Source organism: Maritimibacter harenae (genome assembly GCF_009882975.1).
Classification (GTDB): domain Bacteria; phylum Pseudomonadota; class Alphaproteobacteria; order Rhodobacterales; family Rhodobacteraceae; genus Maritimibacter; species Maritimibacter harenae.
In genome coordinates this window covers 25152-48478 of the sequence record NZ_WTUX01000070.1, presented here as the reverse complement: position 1 = coordinate 48478, position 23327 = coordinate 25152, and the positions used below count along the sequence as shown (strand labels likewise).

Annotated in this window: 14 protein-coding genes; 2 read left to right on the top strand and 12 right to left on the bottom strand. The window is 58.9% G+C overall.

The features are described 5' to 3' along the window. Positions 1-8: 8 nt before the first annotated feature. The gene (locus GQE99_RS21150; RefSeq protein ID WP_064260170.1) at positions 9-1085 is read left to right on the top strand and encodes a type IV secretion system protein; all 1077 of its coding nucleotides are present in this window, start codon (positions 9-11) and stop codon (positions 1083-1085) included. Positions 1086-1221: 136 nt separating this feature from the next. Here the strand turns inward: GQE99_RS21150 and GQE99_RS21145 are convergent, their stop codons facing one another. The 7 genes from GQE99_RS21145 to GQE99_RS21115 form a co-directional block, all read right to left on the bottom strand. After that, positions 1222-1914, bottom strand: coding sequence for a competence protein CoiA (locus GQE99_RS21145; RefSeq protein ID WP_132605693.1), 693 nt, complete (start codon positions 1912-1914; stop codon positions 1222-1224). An 11-nt stretch (positions 1915-1925) separates the two neighbouring features. After that, on the bottom strand, positions 1926-4133 hold the full coding sequence (locus tag GQE99_RS21140) for a phage infection protein (RefSeq protein WP_161353886.1): 2208 nt from the start codon (positions 4131-4133) through the stop codon (positions 1926-1928). 95 nt (positions 4134-4228) lie between these two features. Further along, the gene (locus tag GQE99_RS21135) at positions 4229-6400 is read right to left on the bottom strand and encodes a DEAD/DEAH box helicase (RefSeq protein WP_043754075.1); all 2172 of its coding nucleotides are present in this window, start codon (positions 6398-6400) and stop codon (positions 4229-4231) included. 5 nt (positions 6401-6405) lie between these two features. Further along, positions 6406-7713 carry an ATP-binding protein gene (locus GQE99_RS21130; protein WP_064260171.1) on the bottom strand — a complete coding sequence of 436 codons (1308 nt, stop codon included), beginning with the start codon at positions 7711-7713 and terminating at the stop codon, positions 6406-6408. Then, positions 7706-10234, bottom strand: a complete 2529-nt coding sequence (locus GQE99_RS21125) for a tellurite resistance TerB family protein (protein WP_081979700.1) — start codon at positions 10232-10234, stop codon at positions 7706-7708. Before GQE99_RS21125 ends, GQE99_RS21130 begins: the two co-directional genes overlap by 8 nt. 415 nt (positions 10235-10649) lie before the next feature. Next, complete coding sequence (locus GQE99_RS21120; protein WP_043754081.1) at positions 10650-13724, bottom strand: AAA family ATPase; 3075 nt, start codon at positions 13722-13724, stop codon at positions 10650-10652. Then, the gene (locus GQE99_RS21115; RefSeq protein ID WP_043754083.1) at positions 13721-14863 is read right to left on the bottom strand and encodes an exonuclease SbcCD subunit D; all 1143 of its coding nucleotides are present in this window, start codon (positions 14861-14863) and stop codon (positions 13721-13723) included. The genes GQE99_RS21120 and GQE99_RS21115 overlap by 4 nt, the downstream gene beginning before the upstream one ends. 77 nt (positions 14864-14940) lie before the next feature. Here GQE99_RS21115 and GQE99_RS21110 point away from each other — a divergent pair, with 77 nt between their 5' ends. After that, complete coding sequence (locus GQE99_RS21110; RefSeq protein WP_043754087.1) at positions 14941-15735, top strand: WYL domain-containing protein; 795 nt, start codon at positions 14941-14943, stop codon at positions 15733-15735. 3 nt (positions 15736-15738) lie between these two features. On the opposite strand, the gene GQE99_RS21105 is transcribed toward GQE99_RS21110, so the two are convergent. The 5 genes from GQE99_RS21105 to GQE99_RS21085 all read right to left on the bottom strand — a co-directional run bounded on the left by GQE99_RS21105 (position 15739) and on the right by GQE99_RS21085 (position 22889). Beyond that, the gene (locus GQE99_RS21105; protein WP_161353885.1) at positions 15739-17733 is read right to left on the bottom strand and encodes a type IV secretory system conjugative DNA transfer family protein; all 1995 of its coding nucleotides are present in this window, start codon (positions 17731-17733) and stop codon (positions 15739-15741) included. A gap of 8 nt (positions 17734-17741) precedes the next feature. Continuing rightward, on the bottom strand, positions 17742-20075 hold the full coding sequence (locus tag GQE99_RS21100; RefSeq protein ID WP_152467442.1) for a relaxase/mobilization nuclease domain-containing protein: 2334 nt from the start codon (positions 20073-20075) through the stop codon (positions 17742-17744). Next, on the bottom strand, positions 20062-20655 hold the full coding sequence (locus GQE99_RS21095) for a helix-turn-helix domain-containing protein (protein ID WP_152467443.1): 594 nt from the start codon (positions 20653-20655) through the stop codon (positions 20062-20064). Before GQE99_RS21095 ends, GQE99_RS21100 begins: the two co-directional genes overlap by 14 nt. Positions 20656-21218: 563 nt before the next feature. Continuing rightward, complete coding sequence (locus GQE99_RS21090; protein ID WP_007120662.1) at positions 21219-21425, bottom strand: hypothetical protein; 207 nt, start codon at positions 21423-21425, stop codon at positions 21219-21221. A gap of 534 nt (positions 21426-21959) precedes the next feature. Continuing rightward, a complete protein-coding gene (locus GQE99_RS21085) occupies positions 21960-22889 on the bottom strand; it encodes a DUF2493 domain-containing protein (protein ID WP_161353884.1) in 930 nt (309 codons plus the stop codon). Between the last annotated feature and the right edge of the window lie 438 nt (positions 22890-23327).

Genomic DNA, 23327 nt, shown 5'->3' with positions numbered 1-23327 from the left:
GATCCCCGATGAGCGTCGTCACATATTTCGTTGAAACCTCCCAAGGCTATCTCGACACCGCGGCGGAAACCCAGTTCGGTTCCGTTGCAGCTACTGTCGGCACGCTTCTGGTGCTGGGAACAACATTGGTGGTGATCCTTGTGTTCCTCAACATGATCTACCAGTACAAGGCGATGGACGGGCGCACGGCATTCTGGCTCGCGGTCAAGATCGGACTGATCGGGATATTCGCGACTAACTGGGTGCAGTTCAACGCGCTCTCATCCGCCATCCTTGCCGGGATCGACAGCATTGCAGGGGCGCTCGTGGCCTCGGTCGGTGGTGGGACTCCCGGCCCTTCTGGTACCTTCGCCGAAGAATTCGACCGGTTGATCGCCGAGTTGGGGGACTATTTGAATGCCGCTGGTTCCGAGTTGAACTGGATGGCAGGGGCCATGCTCGACATTGTCGGGGTGCTGCTGCTTTCCATCCTCGGCGGGCTGGCCGCCTTCATTCTCGTGGCCTCGCGTTTGATGATCGCGCTTCTGATCGGGATCGCGCCGGTCATGATATTCCTGACACTCTTCGAGGTGACCAAAGACTACTTCGCGCGCTGGCTGTCGGCGCTGGTTTCCTTTGCGCTCTACCCCATCGTCGTCGCCGGCGTGTTCGCGACAATCACCGGCGTTTCCTCCGCACTCATCGGCGAGCTTGGCGATCCTGAAGGCGCCTCAAACATCGGCGCGCTCATTCCCTTCTTCATGATGGTGCTCATGGCCAAGGGCTTCATCATCGCAACGCCCTTCATCGTTCGCGCGATCTCCGGCAACATCATGATGCCCGCCCTCTCCGGAGGTCTCGGCGGGGGCTACAGCTTCGCCCGCGCCGCCATGGGCAGCCAGCAGGCCTACAACCGCTATCTGATCGGCGGTGCCAGTGGCGCGGAATATGCCGCCCTTAGAGCGCGGCAGTTCTTTGGTGTGCAGCAGATGCCAGTGCGGCAAGGCATGGGGCAGACCGGACAGGCAAGTGGCACTGGGTCACCTGGGGCAGGGTCTCAAATGCTGGCTCAACTGGCCCGGTTGGGAAGGCTGGGGCGGCGGTGACGGGCAAATGTGAAAAACCCTCCAAAACCGCAAAGGTATCGCTGGTGATCTGCCACGGGCTGTATGCATATCCAAAGGTTTGACTATATTAAAATAGGATTGCCAGCAAGAACGACTGCTTACCGCCTGACTTTTATTAGAATCCTCTACGCCTTCGATAACCACGCTGGGTGGGTTCTGCGAACTGAACCACTGGCAGCGGCCTCCCTTCACAAATCAACCTAGCGAACTCCACCTTTGGGAAGTCGAAGAGATAGCGGCTTCTGCCTTGTGCGGCTGTTAGCAAGCATAGATTTTCGCCGCCAAAGTCAAATCCGACAATCTTGCCCAATGATCCCCATTCTTTGAGAAGCCGTGTTTCCTCGCAATAAACGGTGTAGATATCTACGCCGTCGAACCGTTCCGGATAGTTTTCTGACAGCATCCGTTCATATTGGGTCAGATCAGTTGGGCGGCGGGTTCCATCGATAATCCAAATCACTTGACCGTAGAAATCTGTGCGCTTTCTTACCTCATCCGACTTGATAGCAGAGTGCTGGAACTCGATCACAAGGTCATAGGGTGTTTTGATATCCGCAATATGAAGCTCGCCAGTTTCATCGCGAGCTGGCACCTCTTGCCAGTCGGTAAAAAACCGGTTCTTCCAGTCGCGATGCCACTCGGTTTCGTTTTCCCACCAATGATCACAATGATGGCGGCCTTTGTGCGCCCAATGCCAGACCTTCTTGGTACCGCATCGAGCTAGCATGGCGGCATTGCAGCCTGGGCAGTAGCCCAAGGCACCAGGCGTCGCCTCAACTCGTTGACCATTCAAAAGTGCAAAACGCATTCCGATCACGCCTAGTTCAAATCTGACTTTACGTTCTGGTACAACGTCACTAACTCGGCCATGCCCATGTCTAAGATTGGCTCATACATAAAGGAATTGAGATGTATGTTTGCTGGCGTGATTAGATTGACCCGGCGTAGAAGGCCTATTTTTTCAGCTTCGTTATTAAACAAGTCTTTGAATTTCTGAAATATTTTCCCTGTTTGTTTATTCGAAACATCATATTCAGCCTCCGCAGAACGGATCTTTGCGACCATGTATCGCTCGGCTCGCATTCTGATCGCGATTGACAGAGCGATCTTGTGCTCAAGATTGATGCCATCGGCAACTTTTTCACACTCATCGGCGGTCGCGAAAAGATGCTCAATAACTGGCTGCGTCAGATCAACATCGGGGAATGTACACCCGGCCAAATGGCGTTCGAACACGTCCTTGTAATCCTCGATGGTGAGGGCTTCCGTTTCATCTTTGAAGTGGAGCATCCTGGTAAGCTGCAGGTAGTCAGCATTAGGATTCCCATCGGCATCTTTGGGGCCAAGCGTGTATTCGATTAAATTACGTAAGAACGGTATATAGGCAATTAGAACTGACGGTTCGGCCAACCTGCCTTGCCACTTACGAAACGGACTCTGGATTTCCGTCCGCTCGAATGGCTCAAGCTTGATCCCGTCATCAGATCGAAACGCCAGCCGACACTGATGTGCTGGACAGATATCTCTGCTTGAAACTGTTCGAAGGAAATCGAAGTTGTGAGTCAGAACGATGGCAAGGCAATTAGTGTCTTCGGTCTTGGTCACATCCTCTAAGAAATCAATGATCGCGAACTTGTTTTTGTAGTCAAACGAGTCAGAAATGTCGTCAAAGACAAAGAGGGTCTTGGTGCGGTTCTTCCATCGCACGAACACCTCATACATGATATCAAGGATGTAGAGTGCGCGACTTTCACCTGTGCTTAGCGCTCGGAGCAGCTCTTGCTTTTCGGATGAAGCGTAACGCCTCTCTTCACCTGAATCTTTGATGATGAAAGCAATCGAAGGAGCACTTCCTTTGAGGATCGCATCGGCCTTATTTTCAACGGAAAGTTCAAACGGCAGGTAGAGAAAGCGACGATTGAAGTCTGCCACTACAGCGTCCCAATCACCTCTGCTGCTGTCCGCGTCTGCGATGATTTCAGCGAGAGCACTTTGACCAGCTCGATACTCGGATACGAGCGCTTTGTATTCATCAAGTGCAGCCCGAAGATATTGCATCCAAAGGTCACGTTTCAGGCCCTCCCGGTCGTTGAGCATGGGCAGAAGGTGTTTGTTATCTGTGATATAATCTCGGAAAGCCTGCAGCTCCTTGTTTTTGAGCTTTGAATTGAATGTGTCAAATTTCTTCGCCACCGCCTTATCGTTCAAGACGCGAAGCTTCTCCTCTTCGATTCGCTCGCGAAGAGATTGGTCCGATGAAACCTCTTCCTTCTGATCCGTTTTTTCATCCGCCAAGCTGATGCTGTGTCCAGCGTTAAAAAAGTTGTTCGCTTCGAGCTGCTGCTGAACCTGGGCGACATTGTGATACTGAAAATCCCTTCGAAGGATTGGCGATTGTTCGGTTATCTCGTCATACTTTTGCGCAAAGTCTTCGACCGCAGCCGCCACATCTTCACTGGCAAGGAATTGCTGAACTTTTGGGTCATACAGGATTCTGTAGTCGGCTTTGCCGAGGTCCGATTGATGAAGTTCGTTGAGCTCGTCCTCAATCGCAGAAAGTGCCTCATAGTAGCTGCGGCCAAATACATCCTCTATAATCGGGTCTAAGTTTTCCCGTGATCTTTCTCCAAACCCCGCAGCGTTCCTGAGAGCTTTGTCCAAAGCCTTCTTTGCTTCGCCAATCGACTGATGGATTCCCTCGTACTTCGCTCTGAGTTCGGCGTTCGCAAGAAGAGTGGACACCTGACTTGAAGAGAATTTGTCATCGTAGGATTTAACGACGAAAATTTCCTCTTTCTTAATGGCTTCGCCATTCAGGGTGATCTCACAAGTAGGTTCGCGATTCGGGAAGTGCAGGTCCTTCGGCGAATTGCCTTCCGAAAGGTCCATCATTGTCTTCGCAAGCGATGTTTTCATAACACCGTTTGGAGCGTAGATCGCGTAGCCTTTGTGCTTAAACTCCAGCTCTGCCTCGAGTTTTCCAATTCCATAGCAATATCTTAAATTTATGTTCAGCTTGTCAGCCACGACATTCTCCAAATGATCTCTGCGCCCCAAAAGGCCATTGCATTTGGCCCTAGCGGCTCAGAGCATGCAAGGAAACAACCTCTGCTTCCCACCGCTCATGCCTGAATTATCCTTTCAACCAACGTTGGAAGAATTTGAGGAACAAGCTTCGAACTGGCTGCATCCAACTCCAAGAGCGGCTTCGACAGGTACGGATGAAACTTCTCAGACATGAAGTTACCTGCTCCCGCGAACAGATCAACGGGTTCGCCAGATCGAATATCTGCCAGCACTGAGCGTAGATCTGGTGTTTCGTCCCCGGTCTGCACCATCAGAAACCCGTCATGCTGTTCGACCAAGAACCCCATACTTCTGAGCGCTAGCGCCAAGGTTGACGTCTTAACCGTCCCAGCCCGGGTTGCAATGATCGATGCATGCTCGCCAAGACTGTGGATGTTCTTGGTCCGGAACCCGAGTCGCTCATAGTGGGCGCGCGCTTCGTCAAGCATCGCTAGCGAAACCGGCTCCATGTAGGGTGGACTGATATCCCCCTCCAGCACGGTGAACATCCGGTCTATCACCTCGTCATGAATGTCCCCCGCATCTCCGCCGAAGACAGGAGGCACACCGGCCTTCGCGGGTTTGACCACGATGACCTTTTCAAGATCATGGATCTCTTGAACCACCCAACGCCGCCCAGAAAATATCAGCAGCATCCCAGGCGCAAGAACATTGTCGATCGGCAGGGTTCCAAGATCCCGCCCCTCTGCAACCAAACGGAATTCCTCAGGTGTCTGGAACACCGCATAGAAGCTGTAATGCTCAACCAGCTTTTCGCCTGTCGGTCCCAGAAGTAACAGCCCGCTCCCGGACTGTTCGATCAAGCCGGTTTCTGGATGTCCAATTGCACGCAACACATCTGCGAAGACTCCGGTCGTGACCTTTCGGAAGGGGCCTTCGCGGCAGAGCACGTTGTATACCACACTTGCGGACGCACCGCCGCGCTGCGCGATGACTGACAGTATCTGATGGACGAGCGTCGAGAGATGAAGCGCCTGCGGTTTTGGTGGTTCGCACCAGCCTTCAAGCAACAGGTCTATCATCGCGATGGACCTAATCAGGCCGAGGCGAAGACGATCCACGAAACTGCTCTCCGGCGTCAATTTGGCTTCGACAGCGTACTGCCTGAGAATGGCCGGTTGTCCTTCACGCCGGCCTGACCGGCCAAGCCGTTGTCGCAAAGCCGCAACGCTGAATGGCGCACCGATTTGAGCCACGCAGGTCACGTCACCGATGTCGATTCCAAGCTCAAGCGTTGACGTGCATACTGCGGTTGTCGGTCTCGCAGGGTCCTTCAAGCGCCGCTCAACGAAGTCACGGTGTTCTCGGGAGAGGCTCGCGTGGTGGGGATAGAATTCCTGTGGCAGGTGCTCCCGTTCGCAAAGCTCCCGCAACCGATCTGCGTAAATCTCGACCCGTTGGCGCGCCCCGGCGAAGACCAGGTTGTCACTGCCTCGAAGATGCTTGAACAGATGGGCTGCTATGGCGTCAGTTGCGGATGGACTATTGTCATCTTCATCGCCTGAGAGGTAGCCGCGAAGCTGAAGCTTCAATTCAGCTTCGCCGCCATTTGCTTCGATCAGCTGGACAGAGCTTGCTGCGTCAGGGCGAAGATAGGCCTTGGCGAGGTCCATGTCCCCCAGCGTCGCTGACAGACCTATCCGACGGACTGGACGCTTTATCGCAAGCTCGAGCCTTGTGAGCAGTGAACGAAGCTGAACACCGCGTTCGCTGTCCAGGACTGTGTGCAGTTCGTCGATAACGACCGCCCGCGTGGCCCCAAACAGGCGAGGGATTTCCAAACCGCGACGAATTAAAAGCGCCTCAAGGGACTCTGGGGTTATCAGCAGGATCCCTTTCGGAGATTTCAACGCCCGCGTCTTGACGGATTGCGAGACATCCCCGTGCCAGGGAATAACCGGAAGCTCTGCTTCTTGGCACATGCCCTCCAGCCGCATGGCCTGGTCCGTGATCAAGGCTTTCAGCGGACCGATGTAGAGCAGGTCGAAGCCGGTGCCGTCGGACGGCTCGTCAAGCACCTGTGAAATCAACGGCAGGAACGCCGCCTCGGTCTTTCCGCCCGCCGTGGACGCCGCAACGATCAAATCGGTATTGGTCTCGCAGATCGTCCGGATGGATCGCGCCTGGATGTCGCGAAGTTCGCGCCATCCTTGCTGGCGTATCCATTTCTGCACAGGTCTCGCCAGTTTGTCGAACGCACTGCTCATCGGCGTCAGAGCTTGAAGCTGATCAGATCATCGTCACCGGGGTCTTGGGCACCAGTCGACTCGTCTACCTCGGTCATGTCTTCGCCGAGGTCTTCGGAGACTTCGATCTTTTCGATCAGATCGCTCCACTCGACACCGGGGTTTTGCTCGAGCACGGAAAGCAGGTTCACGAAGGCCGTCACCGTATTGCGCGGGGTGCGGAAGTAAGCTTCACCGATCCGGTCCGAGCAATGCGCCATGAATGCCTCGAGTGCGGCGTCCGGCAGAACACTGGCATCGTCCTGCATGATCCGCCGGACATTGGCCAGAAGTACGAAAAGGTCTTCAGGGGTCAGGCTGGCGAGCCGGACAACCGGTCCTGAAAGGTCGACCAATCCGTCTCGCGCGAAGGTATTTTCGGCCAAACGCGACTGAAGGGCTTCGTAGCTATAGAGCCCACGACGGGTGTTCATCAGAAACTCCGGGGTTCCACCCATGAGAAATCCGAGGTTCTCGGCGCTACCCTGCAGCACATCGTTCAGGATCCGGAGGATCTGTTCATAGTTTGCATTGCGGGCCTGCGACGAGGTGAGCTTGTAGAGGTTCACCATCTCGTCGAGGCCGACGAGCAAGCCTTTGTAACCGGCCTCGCACACAAATGCCGACATAAGCTTCAGATGGTCATAGACACTGGCGTCGTCGATGATCGTTCGCACACCAAGCGCTTTGCGCGCGTCGGTGCGTGTCGCGAACTCGCCGCGCAGCCATCTCAGGGCTGCGGATTTCAACTCGTCGTCGCCGGTCTCATGGCCTTCCCAATATCGACGGATGACTTCGGCGAACTCAAACCCTCCGGTAAGTTCTTCAAAGTGGCCAAGGCGTTCACGAATGACGGTCCCAGTGGGCAAATCCCGTTCTTCAGCATCTCGGTGAGCTTGGCTGACAAACCGTTCCACCACGCTGGCCAATGCCCCGCCATCGGGCTTTGTCCGCGTCGAGAGGTTTCGGGCCATCTCCGCATAAAGCCCCCGAGCTTGTCCGCCGGTCGCGTGAATGCGGCGATCCGGCGCCAGATCCGCGAACATCACGACCAGGCCTTTCTCCAAGGCCACGAGGCGAATCAGGTTCATGAAGAACGTCTTGCCCGATCCGTATTCCCCGATGATGAACCGGATCGCCGATCCGCCATCTGATATCCGGTCCATGTCCTTGACGAGCTCTTCAATCTCCCGGACGCGGCCGACCTGAATATGGCGCAAACCGAGCTTGGGCACGACCCCGGCCCGAAGCGCCTGTACGATTGCATCGCGTTCACGTGGTTTCAACTTAGACATCCCTGCCCTCCGCACTCATCTTTTCTTTTACCGCCTCCGCAATCTCCGGAGACACGTCATATCCATCATACTCGTCGAGAAGCGCTTCATCGTAGGTCTCAAAAGCCCATTCATTCACGACTTCCAGTGCCCCGGACGCCATCAAGCCATGCGAGGCGCAGATCGTCTCGAACTCCGTTTCAGACCAATGCTCACGAGTAACTAGTTCGAGGACAAGGGCGCCGTGTTTCGAGTCAAGCCCCGCCAGCTGGCTTTGGCTGGCGGGCCCGGACGCACCACTTTCTTCCTCTTCGACGTCGAAAATCTGCCCAAGGACAGACGACACGCGCTCAGTGTCCGAACGGATTGCTGCGATCCGCGACGCGTCGAGTTTGGGTCCGCTGGCTTTTTCAAGCTCGGGTATCGCTTCGCCCGGGCGACCTGGTTGCGACGCACGAACAGTGCGGGGACCATCCGAAACTTCGCCAGCATGCAGGTCCGAGTAGGCCAGCGCAGGATCAAGGCCCAAAGCCTTGTAGACTTTCTCGATGCTTGCGACTTCGTCGGAGTGAATAATGCCATCGGCATGTGCTGCACCAACCAGCGCTGCCCGCATGGCGGCCTGGTTGTCTTGGCCCACCTCCTTCAGTTTCCGTCGCAGAAGCGCCATGTCCGGTGGCACGGCTAGGAACCATTCAAGGTTTGCACGCAGCCTGCGGCGTTCCTGATCGCTGAGGGTCGCGGCAGAAACCTGATCTTCCAACGCCCTGCGTTCAGGCTCCGCGATGCGACCATCCGCATGGACGACGAACGACCCAAGTGCCAATTCGATCAAGGCGCTTCGATAGCTGTCGGAAACTTCCTCCAGTCTTTCGATGGGTTCACCCAGACTAAAAAGCACAACGGGCTCCTCCGCCTTGGGCGACCGGAGAGCAAACCGAGGGTCGGGTGCCAGACCGAAACCGAGGCGCGCGAGCGCGTCGGCGGCTCCAGTCATTTGCCGTTTCCCGATCTTCTCGTTCGTTTCTCCCTCCAGACGCCCGATCACCTCCTCAAGCGGCACCAATCCCCCCCGATCGACAATATCGCTTGCCCAAGATTTCAAGTGGTCCATTTCCTCTGATGGGAAGGCATCCCACAGTTCAGAAGGCAGCAAGGCATGCGCTTCAACGCTTCCGCGACCATCAGGATTTCGGCCCAAGAAGCGACTGAGCTTGTCGAGATCGTTCATCACCTCGTCAGCCAACTCCTGGGCAATCTCGACCGGTTTGCGCAGGCCGGAAATATCCGGGACCGGCTTGCCATCAACGGTTGGGTTGGCAGATCCCTGAAACTCGCTGGAGGCGGCGCGATAGGATGCCGTGAGTGATTTCCGGGGTTTTGTCACTTTGAGCCCATCAGGAAAACGCCGATCAAACCGCATACGGAAAAGAGCGGCGAACTCGTCACGGCACCGCGTCGCGGGAGTTCTCAGATTTGTTTCCGGATGGCAGATGAACCAACTCAGCAACCAGTCAGCCGTCAGGTTCTCGCCTTTGTCGATCTGGGCTCCGATTGCGTATTTGAGTGAGAACGGAAGTTCCCAGCCCTGCTTCTCGAAAATCGGCTCGATAGCGTCAAGGTCGGTTTCGGCAATCATTGCGATATCGAGGAACTCGCCCAAATACCGCCTGACGGAATGGTTATCAGGGTAGAGTGACTGCAGCCGCCGAACTTCCTGGACGATCTCCTTTGCATCTTCGTTCGACTGATCGACGAAGAAGCGACGCTCCAGCCCGTAGAAGTACAGGAACATGTAGCCGGGGTTATAGGAGGCGTCGCTTCGCCCAGTTGCCAACCACTCCAAGTAGGTTGCTCGACACTGGGGTGAGATATCCGAGTATCCGGGCCAATACGGCATGCCATCGCCAGCCTTGTCCCTGCCCGAGCGCGCGACCGGCAGGGATGGATCGATATAGGCTCGGCATTTGTCGCGATACCCGTAAGAGTTCAGCAAGGGAGGCGTGCCAACATAGACCATCCCGCCGATGTTGCGACCGGCGACGCTAGCTGTTTCGCTAGAGGGGACCCACCCGCTTTTCTTTGTTCGGGACGACCTGCTCGATGCAACTCGCCCAGATTGTTTTCTTTCAGCGGCTGCCGCAAGAGCTGGCGCCGCAGACTTTCCAGCGCGAACGATCTCAGCGTAGTCCTGCTTCGGTGGGGAATAGGCTTGAGTCGCAGCCGATGCTCTGGAAACATTGGCTTCGCGAGTTCGTTCGCGTTCACGCTCGACACGTTTTTCATATGCATTTGGAGGCGCTACCAGCGCTGAATTCGTTTCTGTTGTTTCCGAACTCTTTGCGCCGCCATTTGTAGCGGCAATTTTTCTAGATCGCCGCCTTTCTTGCCACCAAACCAAAAAGATGGGCGCTCCCAATGCAAAAAGAACTTGGCTGCCGTCCGACCATGACTGCAATGCAAGTGCAATAATTAACAAAGCAGCAAAGAAATAAATCGCTAAAAAAAATGTAACGCGAAAAACCTTCCATACAAGACTCATCAATAAAATCTCCTAACTGGCCAGTTCGATCTCAAGAGAACGGCGCCCGCCTCTCAACCTCTAGGCGATTTTTCTCTGCTAGAACAATCGAATCCCCAGTGGGGGTGCACATTTCACCAGTTTTCGAAGAGGTCAGGCGTGTTCGTGTCACGCACTCGGCTCAAACCTTCGCCAACATGCAAACATGGGTGCTTGATCCTATACAATCCCTTCGCGCCCTCAAAATGAGCGCTGCCACCATTGGGCATACGGACCGTGACCACGTCTGCACCGCATATGGGGCACTGATGCCGGAAACTGCGCTGGCGCTTTGCATTCGAAGAAGACAGTAAGACCCAGCTTTCTCGAACGTCGGTAGTGCCACCATTTGGCAAGCGCCGCGAATGAGCTCGCCGTCGAAACCAACGAGGAACCATCAGACCACTCCCCTTTCCTCAATACTACTCCCAGACATCCCTTTTCTGACATAGAAGCCGTTTGGGATCGCCTCCTGGACGAGCGGTACATGCGAAATCAGACCCACCGCACGGTTCTGTCGGACGATAGAGTTGAGGACCTGTAGGACTTGGTCGAGCGTGCCGGACCCGTTTTCGGTGTCGAGGCTTCCAAACCCTTCGTCGATAAAAATCGTGTCGAGCCGGACCTTGCCGCTCGCCGCTTCGACCACGTCGGCAAGACCCAGTGCGAGAGCGAGTGCTGCAATGAACGTCTCGCCGCCTGAGAGTGTGCTTGTAGCGCGTGATTTCCCGGTGTGCGCGTCAAACACCTGTGTTCCAAGGCCTCGCTTACCTCGCCCTCCATTCTCCATCTCGCGCTCAAGACTATACTGATAGTTTGTCATTGGGCCGAAGCGTAAGTTTGCCGCTTCCAGAATCTGGTCGAACATCGCGCCTATCGCGAATGTCTCCAGGGTCAGTCTTTGCGAGTTCTGCCCGTTCACCAGCGCAGCTAGTCCGCGCAGCGGGCCTGATGCCGCTTCGGCTTCGTCAAGCTTGCGCAGCGTCTCTTCAATCCCCTTTCTAAGCCGATCCAAATGATCGACACGGGTCTGGGCGGCGATGCGTTCTTCGGTCACCCTGCCGAGTGCCTCAGCATGGGTCTGGTGCGTTTCCCGCAGCGCTTCGATGTCAGGCCGGGGCATGCCTTCAATCGCAGAGGTAGCATCTGTGACTGCATCAGACGCACTCTTGTGCTCACGCCGGTAGGTCTCGACCGTTTCTCTATCTTCATTGAGAGTTTCGATGGCTGACTTGAGAGACTGAAAGGCCTCTGCTGTGAGGCCAGCTCCAGCCAGTCTCGTCCGGAAGACCTCAACCGCCTTTTGATGGCGCGCCTTACAGTCCACGAGCGCCTTATTTGCGCTTTCAATATCCTTATCCGCGCCGAGTGCCATTTCGCGCGCGGATTTCAGCGCTTTGTCTGCCGCGATCCGCGCCGCCTGAAGTGACTCCAGCGACTCGGTCACCTTCTTCAGTGTGGCCGCGAGCGCCGTGACATCGCGCAGGTCCTCAGGCACCTCGGCAAGCTTGCCGTCGCGAGTCGCCTTGGCCTCAGTAGCCTTGTTCCGCCGCTCATCGAAGCTGTCCCGCAACTCATCGCGTTTCCGCTCCAGTTCCTCGACCTGCCGTCCCAGTTCCTCAATCCCGGCCTCCGCGGCAAGGATGTCGACCCGGGGACCAAGCGCTGCGAGTGCTGCGTCCTCACGACCGATCTGCGCCGCGATGACGTCCGCACGCGCCTCTGGCGGCTCAAGGGTGGACAAGCGTTTCCGTCGCTCGTCAAGCGTCGCTTGCACGCCGACCAGTGCTTCGCCGGCTTGCCGGGCTTCGCGATCGGCGGCCAGCCATGCTTCTCGTGACTCTCGGAATGCCTTGTCCAGGCCGGCACTACCGATCTCGCCAGTCGCCGGCGCAGGATGTTCGGTTGCGCCGCAGACCGGACATGGCGACCCTGCTTCCAATCTCGTCGCGAGGTGAAGCGCCTGTGCTGCCGCTAGATCCCGTTCGGCCGTCTCATAATCATCTCGCGCCTTCTCGGCCTTTCCGGTCGCAGCTTCCGACGTCCGCAGTTGTTCTGCGACAGCGTCCTGAGCCGTTGCGACATCCTGCAAAGCGCCCTCGTAGGACTTGGCTGCCAGATGCCGTTTTTCGAGTTCTGCGCGCCGATCCGCGATCTCGGCGCGCTTCGCCTCCGTTTCGCGCGCAGCTTTTAGCTCTGCGCTTTTCGAGGTGCGCTTCTCCTGCAGTTCGGTCAGTTGTGCCTTTGCTGCCTGAAAAGCGTTGTCGGCGTCTCGCTGCTCTTTCAGCGCGGTTTCGACTGCCTTATTGCTATCGGCCGCTGCCTCGAGGATTCGACCATACCTCTCCAGTTCATCACTTCTCCGGCGCAGGGTTTCGACCTCATCGGCACGATCGTCCTCGCGCCGGAGCGCCTCTGCCGCCTTTTCTGCTTCTCTGGAAGCAAGCTCGCTGGCCTCGTCAGCCTTCTTGCGCGCACCCTCGGCTTCACCAACCTCACGTTCGGCATCCCCTACTCGTTCCTCGACATCGATCAGACCGCGTGCGCGCTCGGCTTGTCGGACCTGCTCAGAAAGCGTCTCGACATCGCCCTTCTGCGCCTCAAGTGCGCGAAGCCGTTCGTTCATCTTTTCGGCCGTCGCGAATTTTTCTTCGATCGCCTCCGCCTGACGCACTGCTTTCTCGGCAGCTTCCGCCGTCGCCTTCCCGGTTTCTTCGTTCGCGCGTAGCTCTGCGCATTTCCCAGTTGCGGCTTCGATGCCCGAAATCAGTGCATCAGTGCTTTCGAATCCTTCTGCGGCGAGCTGTCTGGCGCATAGCGCACGTTCATCCCGCACCTGCCGTTCAGCCTCATCGGCTGCCGACTTGAGATCGGCCATGAGCTTCTCGTACAGCGAGACATCGAAGAGTTCTCGCAGGATTTCGAGGCGCTCTTTCGTCTTGGCCGAAAGGAATTTCTCGAAGCGCCCTTGCGGCAGGAGGACGATCTGGCGAAATTGCTCGGAGCCATATCCAAGCATCTCAACAACAGCCGCGTCGACGTCGCGCACCTTCTTCTCGGCCAAGATCTTGCCCCGTGCCGCATCTGTGATTGCGTCCAGCGCCATTCCGGTCGCATCGAACAGGTAAGCTTCGTGTGCGCTCCGCGTCTCGCCTTCACCGCGTGCCTTGGGCCGCATCTGGTCGGGTCGGCGAAGCACAACATATCGCCGCTCACCAATGTCGAACACGAACTCCGCCTCGGTTATTATATCCGGATCTGCGTGATCCGAGCGCAACGAAGGAGCGTCTTGCTCTGCCTTCGCCGCTTCGCCAAAGAGCGCAAAGGTCATCGCGCTGAAGATGGTCGATTTACCTGATCCTGTTTGTCCGTAGATGCCGAAAAGACCCGCCTCGACGGCATCCCGAAAGTCGATAACCACCCGACCTGGATAGGGACCGAACGCCTGAAGTGTTAGCCGAACCGGTCTCATTGGACATCCTCCGCCTCACACAGGCGACCGAGTGCCGACGCTACGACCTCCAGTTCCTTCTCTGAGAACCCTTCGTCCCGCACGTGTTCAACGAAGTCGCCAATGACTTCGACAGGGTTCGCGACCGCCAGGGCACGTCCCGTTAAAGACTTTACTTCTTGCGCCTGTTCATCCCGCTCGTAGATAAGTTCACAGGCGTTCGGGAACACGTCGCGGATGCGCTTCATTCCATCGATCACAGGCGCATCATCGGTAAGCACGGCTTTGATAAAATCGTCAGATCGATCTGCGAGGAGAAGTTCTGCGTGACGTCCCTTCAAGACGCGCACTTGGCGAATGGGTGTGAAAGGAATGATCTCAATCGTGGTTTGCCCGACTGCATCGATCTCGACGAGGCTCATCGACTTCTGGCAGTCAGATTCATCAAACCCGAAAGCTAATGGCGATCCCGAGTACCGGATATGAGGGGCACCAACCGATTGCGGCCGGTGCAGATGGCCAAGAGCCACATAGTGGGCACCCTCGAACACGGCCGAACTGACGGTCTCGATGCCGCCGACCCTAGTGAGAGGTCGTTCACTTTCGCTGCTCGAAGCCCCGGCTACGAAAGCATGCGAAACGACGACCCAACGCGTACCATCGGGAATGTTACGCCGACCGCAAGCCACCTGAGCGGCGAGAACGTCCTCGGGCGCGTGGAGAGCTTCGTCGGAAAAACATTCACGGGCGGCATACTCGTAGGCGAACGGCAACCCCGTGAACGCCACAGGTCCGTGGGCGTCCGTAAGTAACAGCGGCTTCTCGTCCGCACTGATAGCCCCACGTATCAAAGCGCGTCGTGTGTCTGTCATGATCGCCATGGATGCGATTCGATCACCAGAGTCGTGATTGCCGGCGATCATCACCACGGCCGCGTCGGTCTCTGAGGCAACGCGCGCCAAGAACCCATTGAACTGTCGCACGGCAGACGTCGGCGGGGCAGCCCGGTCAAAAATATCTCCTGCAATTACAAGAACATCAACGTCGCGAGAGGTGATCGCCGAAACGATCTGGTCGAGAATTGCTGCGTGATCGGCATCAAGAGGAATCCCGTTGAACTGACGCCCGAGATGGAGGTCGGCGGTGTGGAGAATCCTCATGGCAATAACTCGTATATTTTTTATTCGTATATTTTCTAGATGGACATACAGGCCAGAGTCAAGGTAGGGATGCGCACATGAAGCTCGACGACCTCAAACATGCGCAGAGAGAGCGCCTGATCTTTCTGGACCGCTGCCTGACTTGGCGGGGTATGGCAAACCGCAAGGATCTGATCGACCACTTCGGTATTTCGACCGCGCAGGCAGCGCTGGACTTCCGTGTCTATCTTGGTCTCGCGCACAGTTCACCGCCGACCTATGATCCGGTGCGAAAGACATACATAGCTGCGAGCGAGCACGAGGCATTGGCACCATCCGGCCTGACCGAAGCATTCGATATCTTGGCGGGCGTCGATGAAGACACGCCTTCGTCCGCGTTGCCGCGACCGGAACGGAAGGCAGATCAAAGGACCATCGCGTTTCTTCATCAAGCAATCAGGTCGGGGAACGCCGTCCACGTCCGATACACATCAATGTCGTCCGGTGCCGACGAAGGGCAGTGGATCGCACCGACCCGCTTCACGTCCGATGGTGAAAGCGTGCACTTGCGTGCCCACAGTTTCAAACGCGGTGAATATCGGAACTACCTCCCGATCCGCATCGATCCTGACAGCTCGTTCGAGGAGAAACCCATAGACAAGCCTCTGCCGGAGGACGTGGACTGGAATACTCGAGCAATCATTTGGCTGCGACCAAAAACAGGACTTTCAGATGAGCAAGCAAAGGTCGTCAGACGTGAATTCGGCTTTGAAGGCGAATGGCTCCGTGTCGAAACCAGAAAAGCGCTGGAATTCTTTTTTGATCGTCGATGGGGGTTGGATACCGTAGGTGCACGGCTTGAGCGCGCGAAAACGGACTACGAACCAATATGATAACTAGATCCCTTCTCGTACGCCGTTCTTGCTCCGCTCCATAGTTGCCTCTAACATATCGAGACCATCGACGGCGGAACGCATCTGCGCCTCACCCACGACGCTCGTGGTCTCGGCATCCGCGACCGGGCCCTCAAAATCCATCTCCATCTGCCGCTGTTCCTCAGCGATGACGGCTTGAACGACGGGCGCGGTCTTCTTTGGCACGACATGCGCTGACGGCTGACCTGCAGCAGCCTGGTCTGCTGCCTCGATATCGGCCTCGGATCCGCCTGACCCTTTCGCTGGCGGCGTCATCGGCATGGCGCGCATACTCAGCGGCAGCGTACCCTGTGATCCGCCTCCCCCCGGCTCCGGAAACGGCAACTCGCCTGTCTGCGCCGCGTAGATCGCCTTGAACAGCCGGTCGTCGAAATACTGGATCCGCTTCGCCCGGACCGGCATTTGCGCATCGATCACCATGACGATCTCGTCGAGCGGCAGGCGGCGGGCCTCATCTTCCGGCAACAGCGAGCTTTCTTCGGTCCGTGTGGATTGGCTGCGGCCTTCGAAGGGGTTCTTGCCTATGGACTGAGACCGCGTAACCACGGTCTTGGTGTTCTTGCCGACCGCCTTGCTTAGTTCCTCGACGGTCTTCTCATCTGAGGGCGTCAGGTAGAGCTTTACACCCGCGTTGCCCTGCAAGGCGCGGCGGGTGTTCTCGCCGTAGATTTCATCGAGGGCAGGGATGGTTTGGGTGACGACGGCCAGATGACCGCGGTAGGTCCTCAGGGTCTCGATGCTTTCGACCACGATGGGCATCTTGCCCAAGCGATTGAACTCATCGAGCATGATCATCACGGGCCAGGGCTCATCCGGCCCGGGATCCTTTTCCTGCATGGCCGAGAGGAGATCAGAGAAGAAGAGCCGGATCAGCGGCGCGAGGGGTTTGACCATCAGTGGCTGGACGACGAGATAGACCGAAAAGGGCTTTTTCCGGATCGTCCGGAAATCAAAATCCGACACCGCCGTCGCTTCATCGATGGCCGGGTTCTGCCATTGATCGAGCCCCGAGGTCATCAGGAGCGAAACGTATGAGGTCAGCGTGTCGTTGTTGGTCGAGGCCAGCCGCGTGAAGATCAGCTTCGCGGCCCTGTTCTCCACCTCATGGCCCCGCGCGAAGTATTCCTTCTGCTTGTTCCCGCCCGAAGCCGCGATGCGATAGATTTCGCCGAGAGTCGGACGCTTGCGCTGGAAGGCCAGCAGGCCTGCCGCCACAAAAAGATCGATTCCGCCCTTGAGGAGGCCCTGCACCCGGTCGTTGTCGCTTTGCAGGAACAGCGTCGCCAGGAGTTGCAGTTCCATCTGTTGGCGCGCGGGATCTTTCAGCTGATAGATGCGCAGGAGCGGGTTGTAGCGATGCGTGCGCCTGCCCTCCCAATCGGTGGGGGCAAAGCGATAGACCTTGTCACCTTGGGCGGCGCGGTGCCGGGCCGTGGCCTCGAAACACTCTCCCTTTACATCGAGCGTCACGGCGGAGCCTTGCCAGGTCAGCAGGTTTGGAATGACGAAACCCGTGGTCTTGCCGCGGCCCGTGGGCGCCACGATCAGCGCATGCGGGAAGACCTTGGAGCAAATGTATTTTGCGCGGGAGCCGGGCGCCCCAAGCTTGCCGAGGATGAACCCGGTCCCAGGCGCCCCGAAAAACCCGTTTGCCTTCATCTCGCGCGCGCTCTGCCAATGAGTCTGACCAAAGCGTGTCAGGGCAGACCCTGAGAGAGCGAGGCTCAGCATCAGGCCGGCGGCGGCGAAGCTGCCGATGATCAGATGGATGAGTTGCGCGTCCTCGGGGCGGCGGTCCAGGATCGCCATGTAGTTCTGCGCGATATAAGCAAAGTCGATCTCGGCCCCGAAGCCGAGATCCTGGTAGGTCAGCACCGCCGAGGCGATGGTATAGCCCATGGCGGCGGTCACCAGCGTCACCAACAGGACGCCCGTGGCAATTCGCGCTTTTCCCATGGGCGCGCTCAATGGACCTGGCCCCGCTCGGTCTCGCCATCCACGTCTGTGGCGCGGTGTTTTTCGTATTCGGCATCGGCCAGATCATCGACCACCTGACGCAAGGCCTCGGTATTGGCCGTCGCGGCATCAGATTGCAGGTAGACCTTGGCGACATAGAGCCGGTCGAGGCGGTCCTCGAGAACCTGTTCCAGCGCATCAGCATCGCCGGATGTGAGGCGGCCCAATTGGCGGTCATCCAGCACCCGTGCGATCTCGTTGCGGAAGGCATCCCGTTCCGCTTCGGTCTCGAAGGGCGCGGACAGCTCCCCGGCCCGTTCATGATCAAGGACACGTGCAATCTCCTCTGGGACACGGTCGGTACGGTCAGACTGCATCGCCGTTTCATCGCGGGTCGCTAGACGTTCGTCGCGCGTGCCAACCCCAAGCCCCTCGCGCATCTCGGTTTCCCGGCGAACTTGATTGATGGCTTCCGTGTCCCGTATCTCCACAACGGCGGCATAGGTCGCGCCGAGCCCGCGGGCGAGGTGGGACGGCATGTCCGGGTAGCGCGCGCGCAAGTCATCGGCGACAGCATCTGCAACGGGCGTGCGGAGGTCGCGTCCCTCCATGATCCGGTCGACTTCGCGGGTGATCTCGCTGGCGCGGGCCGCATCGCTGATGGTCTCCCTGTAGGGCTCGGACCGGTCGATCACATCTCCCGGTCGTGCGAGCAAGTCCGGGTGTGCCTCGAGATACGCGCGCTGCTCCGCTTCGATCCGGCGCTCCGCCCGCGAGACAACCTCCCAGTCCCGGTCCTCGATCTGCTGCGCTGTCAGACCGTCTGCGCGCATCTCCTGACGGATTGTCCCTTCCATCGCCCGGACCGCGCCCTCGTGATAGTGGAACCGCTCGCTGACCGCATCCGCTTCCATTACACCATCCCGGCGCAGCACGTTCTCCCGTTCCAGAAGCGTGCCAAGCTCGACATGCACGTCATTCAGGATGTCACGCGCCTTTTCCAGGTCGGCGCGGCGTTCGAGGTTCAGGTCCCGCGCCTCGGCCACCTTGGAGAGATCATCGGCGATCCATTGATGCTCAAGCGCGGCATTCGAGGCGCCGGTTTCGATCCGGGCGACCACTTCCGATGTGCTGATCCCGGTGCCGCGCAGCGCGGTGTCGATGCGCGATCTCAAGTCGGGCATTGCCAGACGCGCGAGCTGGCTGTTGTCGATATTGGCCTCGGAATAGACCCCGCCCTCCGAGGGGGTCTCCGACAGCGTGGATGATCGCAGCCCCAAGGGCTGCATGTGCTGGACCTGCTTCTGGATCTCGATGAGGCGCTTTTCCAGCGCGGGACGTTCCGCATCGGACTTCTCGGCGATCATGCCCTGAACCCGCGCGAGCTTTTCCGCATAGAGGCTTCTCAGATCCTCGAAACTTTGATCCTCGGCCATATACACATCTCCTGTTCGGTCCACCTGCCCGCCATGCGCCAGCACCTCGCCCGCGCGAAAGAGGGCTGTGGCAATATCCTCGCGGGCCTCGCGCGAAGCCTCCGCAGCAAGCGAATGGTAGACGGTTCTGGTGTTGGCGATCTCCGCCAGCGTCCGGGTCAGGTCGGCCCCGACGCGTTCACGCTCGCGGGGCGCGCGACCCTCTTCCTTCGCGGCATAAACTTCGCTGGTCCGGGCCGGGTAATGGACAACCCCGCGATCGACCCGGCGCGTGGCTTCCAGGCGCACGCCGTACTTTTCCGCCTCCTCGACCATGGCGAGGCGGAAGTCGTCATAGTTGAAGCGGTGGTTGCGCCCCAGGTAGAAGAACTCGCCTTCTTGCGAGCGGCGGTTCAGAACCAGATGCGCATGCGGGTGATCGCGGTCCTCATGCACCGCGATGATGTAGTCGAAATGCCCTTCGTCGGTCTGGAAGAACCGCTCCGCCACATCTGTCGCGATGTCGCGCACATCCTCCCCGCGCGTGCCGACGGGGAAGGACATGAGCATGTGGGTTGTCTGGCCCAGCTTGGGTTTGAAGCCTGCATCCCACCGCTTGGCAAAGCGCTCGGTCAGATCCTTGATGTCACGCGCCTCGAGCTTCGCCTTGCCATCCAGAAACCCGCTACTGTCCACGATATGGGTGGACTTGGTGGTGAGGTACTCGAGCTGGTTTGCGAGCTGTGATTTGGTATGCGTACCGCCGCCCCGGATCGCCTTGAAGACCGCCGGCCGATGCCCTGCCGCCGCGCGCACAAGCTGGCGCTGCTTGGCGACATGCAGCCCCTGCATCGAGCCCCGGATTCGGCTCCAGCCGTCCCGAAAGACCTCGCCCGTGACAGCGTCAACAGCATCATTCAGCCGCATGGGCAAACTCCCTTAGCGCAGCACTGGCTTCGAGCTGCATCGCGTCACGGCGGCGGCGCAGGAGCAGGTCGATCTCGTCGGCGGAATCGAGGATGAACCGCGCCAGCCCGCGCATCTGCGCGAGACGCAATTCGGTGAACTCGGCACTCGTGCCGCCCACGGCCACCTGCCCCATCCGGTTGGCCCGCGTCATCTGCTTGGCGATCTGCGCGACCCCATTGCCAACCTCATGCAGCGAGGCGCGGTAACGCGCCATCTCAGCCGCCATCTGCGCGTCCGGAACGAACACCCCGCCTGCCGCCTGAATGAGCCGCCGCAGACCCTCGGCCCGGCTCTCGATCCCCGCCTCGGCCAGCACCTCGTCGAGCGCCGCCAGCTCCGCAGCCGTGACCTTCACACTGACTGCTAAGACCGGAATAGCGGCATCGGCCTGGCGCTCGGCATCGGCTTTGAGCGTGTACTGGATCGCCCGCGGCGACACGCCAAACCGCTCCGCCAACACGGATGTCGACACACCTTCCGCAGCCTCGCGAACGATCTCCATGCGGTCCGCATCTGTGAGACGTTTTGAACGAGACATGCGAAGAAAGACCCCCTATTTCCTGCCACCTTCCACCAAGGCTGCCCCTACCTTACGATAATATAGTAAACTGTCAATTATATACTTACGTTGCCTTCAGGCTCAGGCAGCCTTGGTGTCCGCTTCCCCCGCGGCCCGCAGGGACGCGGCTCTGCTGCCCTCACCACCGGGCGACCCACCTGTCCAATGGGTCCCCTTCCCCAGCACCGCCCGAGGGTCTGGCCGAACACGCACGTGTTCGGACGGAACCGCGGGCGGGCGCAAACCCCACCGACAGGGCGGACAGGCAGGGTCAAGGAGGGCCAGATTTGGCTCCGCCAAATCTCTGCCGCAAAAACCGGGAGGCCCTGGCCGATAGGTTTTTGTGGATGGCCCCCTTGAGGCTGACTGTCCGCCCTGTCGCGGCCTGATCATTCCGGGCGGCGATCGTCCTTTGAGCGCGCGGCTACCGGAAGCAAAGTCAGGTTGCTGGCGGCGATCACACGCGCCGGTGACGGCATCCCTGGAACAGGGATCGGGCCGCCCCAAGATCGTCCTGGGGCGGCCCATACTCGTCAGAGGATTCAGTCCTGGGGATCCTTCGCGCTCGGCGGGAACATCACCAGCTCAGAGACCGCGACCGGGAAGTCGAGCTTGAGGCTGAAGAACTCCGAACCGTCCCCGTTGCGGGTGTTGCGGAACATCGCACCCACTCGCTGAAAACGGGTGCGCTCCTGGCCATCGGTGTCGGTGAACTTGACGGGGACGGTGGCGACGTAGTGGTTGGTCATTTGGGTTACTCCTTGTTGCGATGGGGATCACCCAGCACGGGGCAAGAGGCCCGGTCGCAAGCGCAAATGCGGAGGGTCCGCGGCTCCGCCGTGGAAGCCGTATTTGTGCTTGCCGAAGCGTGAGCTGAGGGCACGGACGGGCCGACCCCGTGCGATCCACATCAATGAGCAAAAAGGAGTGATCCGGATGACCCTTGCCATCACGCTGCCGCCACCATCCGCGTCCTCGTCCCGCCAAGCCTGGCCGGGGAGCTAACGGAGCCCGATCGCTTAGGTGCGATGTCCCGAAACGCCACCCGAGGGTTGTGCAGGTCTTCAGCCTCATGTGCGACGTCTCGACCCCTCGGTCTTGCGCTGCTGACGATGTGCGAGGTGCGCACCATCCCCAGCCCGTACCGATGCGGATGGGCCGAACTCTGACGGGCTGGGTAGAGGGATGACGGTGCTGGACGCCGTGAGCTGCCGATCAAGTGTGACCGATCGCACGCGCCATGAGACATGACGAAAGGGCCGCCCGAAGGCGACCCTCTCAATTCACTCCTGCGACGCCGTCTTCGCCGGGTCAGCAACCCGCATGACCGTCAGGCCTTTCGCTTCCGCCTTCTGCCCGAGGTTCAGAGCGACCCCGTTGCCGCCGAAGAGTACAACCCCCGTCGCCGCGAACTTGTCGTCCAGCATCTCGTCGTTGCACTTGAACGGTGCCGCCCGCCCGTGTGCGGACCAGCGCGGATCGAAGCGCGCCTGCGCGACCCCGCGGGCGCGCGCCCACCGGGCCGCAATCATCTCCGCCCCGTGCTTGCCTCCCTTGTGGCAGAGGAAGATCTCCTGGTTGCGGTTCTGCTTGATCCGTTCGCGAACTTTGTCGAGCGTATTGAAGATCACATCGACATCGGTCCAGTCGGTGGCGCCCGAGACGATCAGGGGCACCCCCTCGACTTTCGACTTCTCGGCGGTTTCGCGGTCGTGCTGCTCCAGCAGCTGCCGCGCCTCGAAGACCGCCCCGGTCTCTTGCGCCCGGACGCTTGCGCGCGACCCGGCGGCCGGGATGAAGGCGTGACCGGTCTCGATCTCGTAGCATTCCGCCGCTGCCTCGCTCATCACCTCGATGGCGCTGACGATCTCGCGCAGTTGCAGGAAGCGGGCCTGCGCCTCTTCGAGCGCGGTCTCGGCGATCTCCGATCCATCGTGGGATTTTGCCAGTGCGCCGATCTTGTCGGCGGTGCGGTCGACCTCCTTGCCGAGCGCCACCTTGCGCCGCTGCAGGATCGTGGCGAGCCCATGGGCCAGCGGTTCGATTTCTGCCTCAAGGCCGGTCCCGCGCAGCGGACCGAGCAATGCCTCGAAGCTCTCGCGGATGATGCGGTCGGTCAGGATGTGATCTTCCGGGATCGGCAGCTGTGCGTCCTTCTCGGTCAGTCCGAAAAGCTCGATGGTTTCGTAGGTGTTCGCTTGATCGTATGCCATGTCTGTTCTCCAGATTTCGGTTGTTCGACCACCACGTGAGTGTGGTGGCATGGCCGAATGCCTGGTTTCCGAATCTGCCCGGGTCAGGGACGGCGCAGCCGCCGGCTTGCCGGGCGCAAAAGTTTTCCGTGCGCAACACACGACACATGCGCGCCCTCACCCACGGGACCGCCCCGCGTCACAGGCCCGGCCTTCGCCGAAAAGTTTTGCGATCCTTGACGCGGGCTGATTTGGGGGCCATCCGGAGGATATGCTTCCGCACTCATGTGTGTGTGTTTTGACGGTAGGTTTGCCCGACCCGAGCAGGCAAACGGCCCGACCGGACGCGGGAGACGGATGAAGCGGCGGGATCGTTTTGCCCCGCAAAACAGACCAGAGCGCAATCCGGCGGAGCGGCCGGGGAGGGACGTGCTCGCGAGGCGGGCAAACCGGGATGCC

What these genes read in the sequence shown, in the direction of transcription:
- GQE99_RS21150 (WP_064260170.1), top strand. Translation starts at nt 9, where the DNA reads ATGAGCGTCGTCACATATTTCGTTGAAACCTCCCAAGGCTATCTCGAC.
- GQE99_RS21145 (WP_132605693.1), bottom strand. Translation starts at nt 1,914, where the DNA reads ATGCGTTTTGCACTTTTGAATGGTCAACGAGTTGAGGCGACGCCTGGT.
- GQE99_RS21135 (WP_043754075.1), bottom strand. Translation starts at nt 6,400, where the DNA reads ATGAGCAGTGCGTTCGACAAACTGGCGAGACCTGTGCAGAAATGGATA.
- GQE99_RS21130 (WP_064260171.1), bottom strand. Translation starts at nt 7,713, where the DNA reads ATGTCTAAGTTGAAACCACGTGAACGCGATGCAATCGTACAGGCGCTT.
- GQE99_RS21125 (WP_081979700.1), bottom strand. Translation starts at nt 10,234, where the DNA reads ATGAGTCTTGTATGGAAGGTTTTTCGCGTTACATTTTTTTTAGCGATT.
- GQE99_RS21120 (WP_043754081.1), bottom strand. Translation starts at nt 13,724, where the DNA reads ATGAGACCGGTTCGGCTAACACTTCAGGCGTTCGGTCCCTATCCAGGT.
- GQE99_RS21115 (WP_043754083.1), bottom strand. Translation starts at nt 14,863, where the DNA reads ATGAGGATTCTCCACACCGCCGACCTCCATCTCGGGCGTCAGTTCAAC.
- GQE99_RS21110 (WP_043754087.1), top strand. Translation starts at nt 14,941, where the DNA reads ATGAAGCTCGACGACCTCAAACATGCGCAGAGAGAGCGCCTGATCTTT.
- GQE99_RS21105 (WP_161353885.1), bottom strand. Translation starts at nt 17,733, where the DNA reads ATGGGAAAAGCGCGAATTGCCACGGGCGTCCTGTTGGTGACGCTGGTG.
- GQE99_RS21100 (WP_152467442.1), bottom strand. Translation starts at nt 20,075, where the DNA reads ATGCGGCTGAATGATGCTGTTGACGCTGTCACGGGCGAGGTCTTTCGG.
- GQE99_RS21095 (WP_152467443.1), bottom strand. Translation starts at nt 20,655, where the DNA reads ATGTCTCGTTCAAAACGTCTCACAGATGCGGACCGCATGGAGATCGTT.
- GQE99_RS21090 (WP_007120662.1), bottom strand. Translation starts at nt 21,425, where the DNA reads ATGACCAACCACTACGTCGCCACCGTCCCCGTCAAGTTCACCGACACC.
- GQE99_RS21085 (WP_161353884.1), bottom strand. Translation starts at nt 22,889, where the DNA reads ATGGCATACGATCAAGCGAACACCTACGAAACCATCGAGCTTTTCGGA.